We start from the raw sequence: 9,759 nt of genomic DNA, 5'->3' as shown, positions 1-9,759 counted from the left end.
TCAATATAGTTGAAAATTGAGAGTTGACAGTTACATATAAAACATTGTCCACTATCAACTATCCACTATAAAAAGCATTCAGGTGGTTATAACACCGGGGCTCCACCTCTTCCCATTCCGAACAGAGAAGTTAAGCCCGGTCGTGCCGATGGTACTGCGCAAGTGGGAGAGTAGGTTACCGCCGTTTTAAGAAGAGAAGTCCTTCACTATAGTAGTGAGGGACTTTTTTTGTTTGGGTATGTGAGGCAATGGGCATACCGCATCTAGATACATACTGATAGCGCCATGAGAAATCATTTAGACAGGATATACCAAATATTTAATTATCCCCTATATAATTTGCAGAATAACGTAAAATAAGAAATATTTCAAAGAACAAGAATCTACCAACATGAGTGCTTATTCTGGGTATAGATAAAATAGAAACCAGAATATACACTTTTTAGAATCTTAGTCTTTTATGCAATGGAGTTTTACTTTTAGATAATATCGAAGTGTTGCAATGCTTTTAATATACCATCATTATCAACAGAATCAGTTACATAATCTGCGATACTTTTTACGGATTCGTCGGCATTTCCCATCACTATTCCGATTCCGGCATGACGAATCATTTCTACATCATTGCCGCCATCGCCAAAAGCGATTGTTTCGCTGGCTGTAAAACCAAAATATTCACCGATCCGATCAATTCCTACACCCTTATCAATACCTGTTGATATTACATCCGCAAATGTGGGATACCAACGCATAGCACTACCGTTAGGTAAAGATTGCATGACTTGTTCTTCTTGTTCTTTTGTAAAGAATGCGGTAAGTTGGAATACTTCTTTATCTCTGTAGTATTCTAATGGTTTGGTCGGTATTTCTATAAAATTCAGGAGCTTGAATAAATATTGAACATCTGTATTCACCATATTTACAGATAGCTTATTCTCTTCAACAAATAGACAAGGAAATGGATCTATATTTTCCAGATAATCGATGAAAGTTTCAATGTCAGATTGAGGAATGCTTTGTTTAAATATAACCTTGTCTTTCCCGGCAAGGCAATAACAGCCATTCATTGTAATATAACCATCAAAGGACACATCTCCTAAATTGTTGATTGCTGAAAAATGTCGCCCCGTGGCTACGAATACTTTTATCCCTTTTTTACGGATCTCCTCAATTGCCTTGACTGTAGACTCAGGCATGCGGTGGGTTTTGAAACTTACTAATGTACCGTCTATGTCAAAAAATATTGCTTTTATCATGAAGTGAATTAATTGTGTTAGATAACTTAGACAAAAGTACAAAATATAAGCAGGATATCCTGTCTGTCTAATAATGAAAGACCTGAATCTCAATTTTCAGGTCTTTTATAGATTATCGTTCTCTGTATGTTTTACAGAGCTTTCTTCATAAAGCGAATCCAGTTTCCAGACGCTATTTTCTCAATATCGTCATCACTATATCCTCTGTTTTTCAACATCTGTGGAATTTTCTGTAAGTCGGCAATTGTTTTCAGATCATACGGGCATTGTTCCGTGCCAAAAGCGCCATCGAGATCGCTTCCTACTGCTGCGTGATCAGTATTTCCCGCTATCTGACAAACACGGTCTATATTATTTATCATTATTTCCAGATTGCAGTTCATTCCCTCAGGTGTGGAGACACCACGAACCCAGTTGGGAACCATCATCCATGCATCCAGCGCTATTCCGATAACAGCTCTGCGTTCGATCAGCGCTTTAATCATCTCATCACTAAACTGGCGGTTGTGATTCACAAATGCCCGGCAATTGTTGTGGCTAGCCCAAATATTTCCTTTATATATTTCTAGTGCATGCCAGAATGCATCATCGTTAAGGTGTGTTGCATCGAGAATCATGCCCAAACGGTCCATTTCTTTCAATAAGTCTATTCCCATTTGGTTGAGACGACCTGAAGAATCTGTGCCATTCGCATATCTTCCGGGACCGTAATGAGCCGGACCAATAGCTCTCAGCCCGTAGTTGTAGGCTCTTTCTACATAGCTTACATTTACGATTGAATCTGCTCCTTCAAGGCTTAAAATATAACCTATCGGTTTATTGTCGTCCGGTTCGTCATTCATCCATAGATCCAGATGTTTTTCCAGGGATTCTTTATCTCTTATCATCACCATCTGCCCTTCTTCCTCCATGGCTTTGTACCAGGCTAACTGTCCTTGAGTCTGTGCCCAGGCCTGTTCCGGAGAGTGCCAGCCTGCACCGGGTAGAGAACCGTTCTTTTCTATAACACGCCCTATCTGTGTGGCTACGACCAGACCGATATTTCCTTTCCTCAGTTCGGGTAATGTTGTTGTCGCTCTTGATCTGTCAGGCTTGTCGGTCATACCAGCTTCGCTCATATTAATTTCTTCCACCGGCCAGCGTAAATCCCTGTTCCATTCCAGAGCATTCATGCTAAGGTCGAGATGTGCATCTACAAAAAATAGTTTAGACATTTTATTAAGATTTAAGTCAGAATGTATTTAATGATGTATTTTAATTAGATAACTATTAGTTGTTACCATTAATCTGGATAATAAAAAGGTCTGAGACCTTAATAATTTATATAACGGTTTCTTGCTATTATTTTCCACTCGTCTATTTTCTCATTATGGTCTACCACATATGCCTTGTCGTATAAAGCAACAGTAGGACATATATGAACCGGAATTCCGTATAAGACAGTTCCGATACGATATATATTACTGTCAGGTACATTTAATACTAAATGCTCTTCGCTTTGGGCAACAGGTGTAGCTTCACTTGCATTCAGAAAATGAACTCTCGGTAGTGGATTTTCGGCCGCAACAGATTTATGCCCTAAATCGATACATATATGTGTTGAGTCAATAATCGAAATCACCCTGCTGATAACTACTGCAGCATATTTGAAAGGCAAGTCTTCAAGCATATGTTTGTATCCCCAGTCCCAGAATACAAACGTACCCGGACTACACTCGCAATTCTCACGGTGTATATGTATAGGGAATGTTGGCGTTCCCCCCATAACCAGAGCGATAGGATGGGGTAGTAGGGGCTTAATTTCCTTATAGGCCTTTTCTGCTAAAGCAAATGAAATATCACTTTTTTTGCATCGTATCTCTGTATCTTCATCATGTATATGCCCGTCATAGCCATGTAACCCTGCAATATGAATCCGGGGCAAATCTATAATAGCTTGGACCAGATCTATAGCTTTCTCAGGCTTGATCCCTGTTCTGTCCATACCTATGTTAAGGTCAATAAAGATATTCAGTGTGATATTGTTTTCCCTGCATAAATCAGAGATGGCTTTAGCGTTTTCTTCATTATCGACAAGGCAGGAAAACCGTGTATCGGGATATGCTTTTATCAATTCTATAAGACGTTCGATTTTGGGGCCTACCGGCTGATATGCTAACAATACATCTGGTGCATTCACCAATGCCAACATTTCCGCCTCGGCAATAGTAGCACATTTATATTTGGTGATACCCGATTTCAGCATCATGGCACAAACTTCCCTCATCTTATGCGTTTTTACGTGAGGCCGGAGTTTATCTGTGCCTCCGGCTATTTGTATTGCCAGGTCTATATTCTCCTGAATCCGTTCCGGATATACCACAAGGGCAGGGGAATCAATCTGTTCTATGTTGTTTATTTTATACCAATCGGCCATAATTTATTAAAATGTAAATTGTTAAAACCTGACAAAGTTTACACATTTTTCTACTTTTTTCGTACTGTCACTTTTTCTTTACAAACTCCGTGAAACTCCTTTTTGGCTCCGCCGACCGTTGGTTCTCCGTGGTTAAAAAGTCTCTCGAAAAGATACCAAGTCGCAAAAGGTAACAAAAGTAACACCTTTGCAGGCTTTATTATATTTGTTACTTTTTCAATCTTTAAACCTTCAATAAATTCTATCAAAGAGCTATCGGCTAAAAGATAACGGCTATCGGCTAAATCAGATAGATAAAAATATATCAGTATAATTCAAACAAGGCCTCTATCTCAACAGGAATATTATCCGGTAAAGAACCGAACCCCACAGCGCTTCTGGTTCCTATCCCATTCTCTTCACCCCATACCGAAGCAAAGAGTTCACTACATCCGTTGATGATATATGGATGATGCTCAAAGTCGGGAGTGCAATTTACCATTCCCAATACTTTTATCACCCGTTTCACCTTATTCAGGCTGCCAAGGTTGGTTTTGATCGTAGATAACATTGTTAGTCCTACCTGGCGTGCAGCCAGTTTCCCTTCTTCCTGGCTAAGCTCTCTGCCTATCCGTCCGATAATTAGTGATTTGTCATCCTGTACAGGGCCATGTCCCGACAGATAGAGATATTTTCCATCTATGATGCAAGGCTTGTATACTCCTTTGGGAGCCGGAGCCGGAGGAAGTGTCAGGCCTGATTTTTCAAATTGTTCGTCAGCATTGTAAGTACTCATAATTTATTCTTTTAATTATTGATATTTTTTAAGGTCGCAGACCTTTTTATTCAATTCATTAGTCGTTTATCGCGATTCGGCATAGTTCAAGTACACTTGACTCTGCTCTCACTGCTTTAAACGTTGTTTTGATAAGTACAACTACTAAAGGTAGTTATAATTTGAAAATATGTCATTAAATACTTTCTGTTACTTATATGATAAAACTTAGTAATAATACACCTATCAATCCGGCAATGGATACAATGGCTTCCATTACTGACCATGACCGTAGCGTATCTTTCAAACTCAGGTTGAAATATTCTTTGAACATCCAGAATCCGGCATCATTCACATGCGAAAACATTAAACTGCCTGCGCCCAACGACAATACCATCAGATTCGGGTTCACTCCCGATTGGATAACCAACGGCATAATTACCCCCGCAGCAGTAAGGGCGGCTACTGTAGCAGAACCGACACATCCCCTGATAATGGCTGCGATCAGCCACCCCAGAATAAGCGGGTGAACAGGTAATTGTTCCAGACTATTGGCCAGTTCGGTACTCACACCACTATCTTCCATAATCTGTTTGAATATACCTGCTCCGGCAATAATAAGCAGTATCATAGCAATATCTTTCACTGCATCGCCATATATATCCATTACTTCTTTGATGCTTCTGCCCTGCCTGATACCTAAAGTGTATGTGGCTGCAATGACCGCTAACAACATAACTAGTGAGGGAGCACCGATAAAGGATACAAAAGATTTTATTTCCGCACTCATATTTGGGAAGCATAGTGGTATAACCGTTACTAATATCAATAGGAATACAGGTAGTGTTGCACTGATAAAACTGTTAGCTTTACCCGGTGTTCTAAAATTTCCGGTAGTCTCTTTCTGCTCGAATAGGGTTACAGGTCCGGATTTTATATTCTTTAGTGTCTTGGAAAAAACAGGCCCTGCGAGAATGATTGCCGGAATGGCTACGGCTAGGCCATAAATTAAAGTCATCCCGATATCAGCTTTAAATATCGATACTAATGCTACAGGCGAAGGGTGGGGCGGAAGAAATCCGTGTGTGACGGACAATGCTGCCAGCATTGGTAAACCAATATATACAGCAGGCAGCTTGTATTTATACACTATCGAAAAAATGAGTGGGACAAGGAGTACAAACCCGATTCCGTAGAAAAGAGGAATACCCACAATAAAACCTGTGATCATCAGTCCCCATTGAATATGCTTCGTGCCGAAAGCAGCGACCATTACATCAGCTATTTTTTGCGCGGCTCCACTCTCTGCGACAAGTTTACCCAGCATTGCGCCTAATACGATAATCAGGGTAAGGTCTTTCATTATAGTTCCTATGCCATTGTTTACCGACACAAGAAGGCTTTCTAATGGAATGCCTAATGCTACTCCGGCAAGAATGGATACTATCAGGAATGATAGAAATGCATTAACTTTGAAATATGAAATCAGCACAATTAATAGTGCCAGACTTAGGATGATAATGATAAAAGACATTACTCAAGGTTTTATGTATTTGAGGTTCAGACTATATTGTAGTTCTGAATGGGTTCAAATGTGTTTTTTCAACATGTCAAATGTAGACAATATCTTTAATAAATCAAGCAATCAGATGTTAATTAATATTTACGTATTAAGAGGTAGGTAATCGTTAAAATGTTTTGGCTGATATATGGAAACGTTCAATTACATTAGTCGTTTTTCGTGACTCGGCAGAAGCAAAATTCATTTTGCTTCTGCTCTCGCTACTTAAAACGTTGAATTATTCCATGTCACGCACAATTAATGAATGCTTATATCTCTTTTGATTGATGCTACAAATTAGGATAATTTTGGGTTTGCCATAGTAGTCGAATGAAATATAAAAGTTATTGCAGTAAATATTTATATGATTAAAGAAATTGAATGTATATTTGCATCGGTTATGAATAAAGCATTGCTCAGTATCGGTACAAACGAAGACAGAGAATCAAATTTAAGCCTGTGTCATCAGTTTCTGAATAATATATTTACAGATATATCTTATTCAGACACTTCTGTTACCATGCCCTATGGCACTATCTACAGAAACGATTTTCTGAACCAGCTTGCTGTTATCTACACAGACAGGGACATGGATGAAGTCGTCCGCTTATTGAAATCTATAGAAAAGGATATGGGGAGAAATGGGGCCGATAAAAAAAACGGAATCGTGAAAATAGATATCGACCTTGTAATATGGAACAATAGCGTATTGAAGCCGGAAGATTTCACCCGAAGCTATATTGCAGACCTGTTAGCCAGTTTGGATAAATGATGATCCCCATAACCTGTTTTGTATTTCCTCCAGCAATTTTTCACTGCCGTCATTAAACTTCCGTGCAAAATAAGGGAACCGTTGTCCGTATTCATCATTGAACTCGATATGGTTTTCCAGAAAGTCAATATGACGTTCTTCTATTGTGGCCGGAGGAACAGCAACCTCCCAGTCTGTATAAGTAAGGCTTGCGGCTGTATTTTGCAGAAACGGCGAGTTTCCGATAATTGTCTGAAAAAAGGCTTCGTCCGGCACTAATGTATGGCGGAAGAAGTCTGTATATCGCTTATCCTCTCTTACTGTCGTCAAAATATATTGCACACATTCGCGGGTAAGGGCAAACCATTGCGTACCGGCATACACCCTGAACGGTGCTTTCCTTTTTATTTTTAGCTTTTTAAGTAATACTTCCGCCAGAAACTTAGGGTTGTAATGCTTCAGGTTACGGCGATCGTAATCAAAATAGTAATATCCATAACGCTCTATTGGCTTAAACGGAACCGGTACAGGAGCAATATCTATATATTCTTTTCCCTTTTCCAACTGTTGATAAAGGAACTCCTTCGACCGGATAGGATAATCTACTCCACTAATCAATACATAATAATCTGCACCGGGAGAATATTCCAGGCCTCGCTTCATCAGAGCCAGAGTAGCTTCCACCATATTAAATCCACCCCAGTTGATATCAGTGCGCTCCGGAATTACTTCCACATTATTATATTGCGGAAAATACTTCTGCACTACCTTCTTATCTAAATGAATAAAAAAGGTACAATCCGTGCCATCCAGGGCATTTATCAAACGGTCTAAATGTCTGAAATTATTATGAGCTAATATAAGATAGCAAATCTTCATATTCAACAATAGGATTCACACAAAAGTAAATAAAAAAAGGTTACTTCAACCGAAATAACCTTTTCTTCTATATGTTTTGGTGTCTGACTTACCTTTTTCTCTTGGTACTGTTAGACTTATTCTTTTCGTTCAATTGTTGTTGCTGAAGTTTCTGAGCCTCTGCTAAACGAGCCATAAAACCCGATTTCTTTTTCGGTTTTGCTTTATTAGCTTCCAGCTTGGCCAACACCTTATCTTCATCTATTATATACCGGAATCCGATTGTTAATAAAATCGTTACCAAAAGCGAGAGGAAATAATAATATGTAAGCCCCGACGGGTAATCATTCAACATGAAAAGGAAAATCAACGGCATCAGATACATCATCCACTTCATCCCCGGCATTTGTTGCTGTCCGGTATTGGTCATTTCCATATTGAATTTCGTATAAATGATATTCGTTACCGTCATCAGAATACAGAACAAACTGATATGTGTACCGATCAATGGAATATGGTTTTTCCATTCAATGATAGCATCATATGTGGAAAGATCGGTAGCCCAAAGGAAGCTTTGCCCGCGAAGCTCTATCGCATTCGGGAAGAATGAGAAGAGTGCAATCAATATCGGCATCTGCAACAGTAACGGAATACACCCGCTCATCGGGTTTACCCCCGCCTTATTATAGAGAGCCATTGTCGCCTGTTGTTTTTCCATAGCCTGTTCCTGCTTCGGATATTTAGCAGCCAGTTCCTCTACCTGAGGGCGTAATACACGCATCTTAGCCGACGACATGAATGACTTGAATGTGAGTGGAGATATTACCAGTTTTACAATTATAGTAAGCAACAGGATAACAATACCCATCGACATTCCTGTACCTCTCAACAAGTTAAAGATCGGAATCACAAAATATTGATTCACCCAGCGGAACAGTGTCCATCCCAGTGGTACAAGCTTATCCAGATCGAGTTGTTTGTTTACATCGTCTATATGGCTGTCATACCCTTTTAGCAAAGTGAATGACATAGGTCCCAGATAGTATGTGAATCCGGCGCTTATGGTTCCGGCATTCATATCTACCGTTGCCGGAGCATATATTGTCGCTTCAACTGTTTTCAGGTATTCGCTGTTTTCATCAGTAACTAAAACTTTAGAATCAAGAAGGGCTGTTTCGATCTTCTCGTCCGCAATCAGTATCGGAGCAAAGAACTGATTCTTGAAAGCAATCCATTTAGCAGGTTCTTTCACCTCCAGTTGTTCACTTTTATCACTGCTTAGTTCTTTTACATCACCCCCTACATATTTATAATAGATGTGCGAATAGCGCTGTTCGTTTTTCACGCTTTTCTCCTGTCTGCGCATCTTCTGCGCCCAGTATAATTCTATCACATCCGATTTGTTCCTGTCCAGCATCGGTTGCAACCCGACCAGATTGACATCATATTTCAGCATATAATCGTCTTCTGCCAGTTTATAGATAAAATCGACATGTTGGTTTGCTGCATATGAAAAACGCATGATAAGAGAATTGTCTCCCTCTGCCTTGATTGGCGTAAATATCAGATTATTGGTATGAAGTACCTTATTTTGCTTATTGGTCAACTGAAGCGAAAATTCGGCATCGTTATTGAACAGGTACAAAGAATCTCCATCATACCGGGAATATTCTTTCAACTGTGCACTTACCATCTTCCCCCCTTTAGTAGAGAAAACAACTTTCAGCTTACTGTTTTCCAGTGTTATCAGTTGTTCTGCCTGCTGCGAACCCATTTGTACTGAATCCATTACTGCAAGAACAGAATCTGCTTCCTGAACGGGAGCCGCGAAGAAATCATCCACCGGATTTTCATTCTTTACTTCCGCTGCAGTATCTTTCAGGTTGTTTAGTTCTTTTTCCCGCTCTTTAGTCTGCGCATATTCTATCGAGTCTCTCCGATATTGTTCTTTCTGCTTAGCAAGTTCTTCCGCCGAAGGTCTGCTCAGTAACGTAAATCCAATGATTACGGCAGCGATGAGTACAAACCCGATAATCGTATTCTTATCCATTTATAGTTTTTATAAATTTAATATTTGCGATTTTTCCTTTCAATTTCTATTGGGCGTTTTGCATGACCCGGCATAATCAAAATAAATTTTGCTTCTGCTTCCGCTATTTAAAA

8 protein-coding genes and 1 rRNA gene are annotated in these 9,759 nt (G+C 39.6%); 2 read left to right on the top strand and 7 right to left on the bottom strand.

Features of this window, described 5'->3' with window-relative positions:
* Positions 1–78: 78 nt before the first annotated feature.
* Positions 79–187 (top strand): 5S ribosomal RNA (rrf, locus tag IR083_RS11040).
* Positions 188–479: 292 nt separating this feature from the next.
* Here the strand turns inward: rrf and IR083_RS11035 are convergent.
* From IR083_RS11035 to IR083_RS11015, 5 genes are all read right to left on the bottom strand, one after another.
* A complete protein-coding gene (locus IR083_RS11035; protein ID WP_006801141.1) occupies positions 480–1,256 on the bottom strand; it encodes a Cof-type HAD-IIB family hydrolase in 777 nt (258 codons plus the stop codon).
* 131 nt (positions 1,257–1,387) lie between these two features.
* Positions 1,388–2,470, bottom strand: coding sequence for a dipeptidase (locus tag IR083_RS11030; RefSeq protein ID WP_194224369.1), 1,083 nt, complete (start codon positions 2,468–2,470; stop codon positions 1,388–1,390).
* Positions 2,471–2,568: 98 nt separating this feature from the next.
* Positions 2,569–3,672: a D-TA family PLP-dependent enzyme gene (locus tag IR083_RS11025; RefSeq protein ID WP_194224368.1), complete on the bottom strand. Its 1,104-nt coding sequence runs from the start codon at positions 3,670–3,672 to the stop codon at positions 2,569–2,571.
* 304 nt (positions 3,673–3,976) lie between these two features.
* A complete protein-coding gene (locus tag IR083_RS11020) occupies positions 3,977–4,447 on the bottom strand; it encodes a RidA family protein (protein WP_194224367.1) in 471 nt (156 codons plus the stop codon).
* Between the two features lie 193 nt (positions 4,448–4,640).
* Positions 4,641–5,960, bottom strand: coding sequence for a gluconate:H+ symporter (locus IR083_RS11015; protein WP_194224366.1), 1,320 nt, complete (start codon positions 5,958–5,960; stop codon positions 4,641–4,643).
* Between the two features lie 391 nt (positions 5,961–6,351).
* On the opposite strand from IR083_RS11015, the gene IR083_RS11010 reads away from it, so the two are divergent.
* Positions 6,352–6,759, top strand: a complete 408-nt coding sequence (locus IR083_RS11010) for a 2-amino-4-hydroxy-6-hydroxymethyldihydropteridine diphosphokinase (RefSeq protein ID WP_194224365.1) — start codon at positions 6,352–6,354, stop codon at positions 6,757–6,759.
* Here the strand turns inward: IR083_RS11010 and IR083_RS11005 are convergent.
* Together IR083_RS11005 and yidC are read right to left on the bottom strand one after the other, a co-directional pair.
* Positions 6,739–7,617 (bottom strand): beta-1,6-N-acetylglucosaminyltransferase, encoded by an 879-nt coding sequence (locus tag IR083_RS11005; RefSeq protein WP_006801147.1) that lies wholly within the window; start codon positions 7,615–7,617, stop codon positions 6,739–6,741. The two genes, IR083_RS11010 and IR083_RS11005, sit on opposite strands and share 21 nt — an antisense overlap.
* An 88-nt stretch (positions 7,618–7,705) precedes the next feature.
* Entirely contained in the window at positions 7,706–9,646 is a 1,941-nt protein-coding gene (gene yidC / locus IR083_RS11000) for a membrane protein insertase YidC (RefSeq protein WP_194224364.1), read from the bottom strand.
* Positions 9,647–9,759: the final 113 nt, after the last annotated feature.

Source organism: Dysgonomonas sp. GY75, from assembly GCF_015234155.1.
Lineage (GTDB): Bacteria > Bacteroidota > Bacteroidia > Bacteroidales > Dysgonomonadaceae > Dysgonomonas > Dysgonomonas gadei.
Note: the sequence above shows the minus strand (reverse complement) of the source record. Positions and strands in the feature narration are given on the sequence as shown.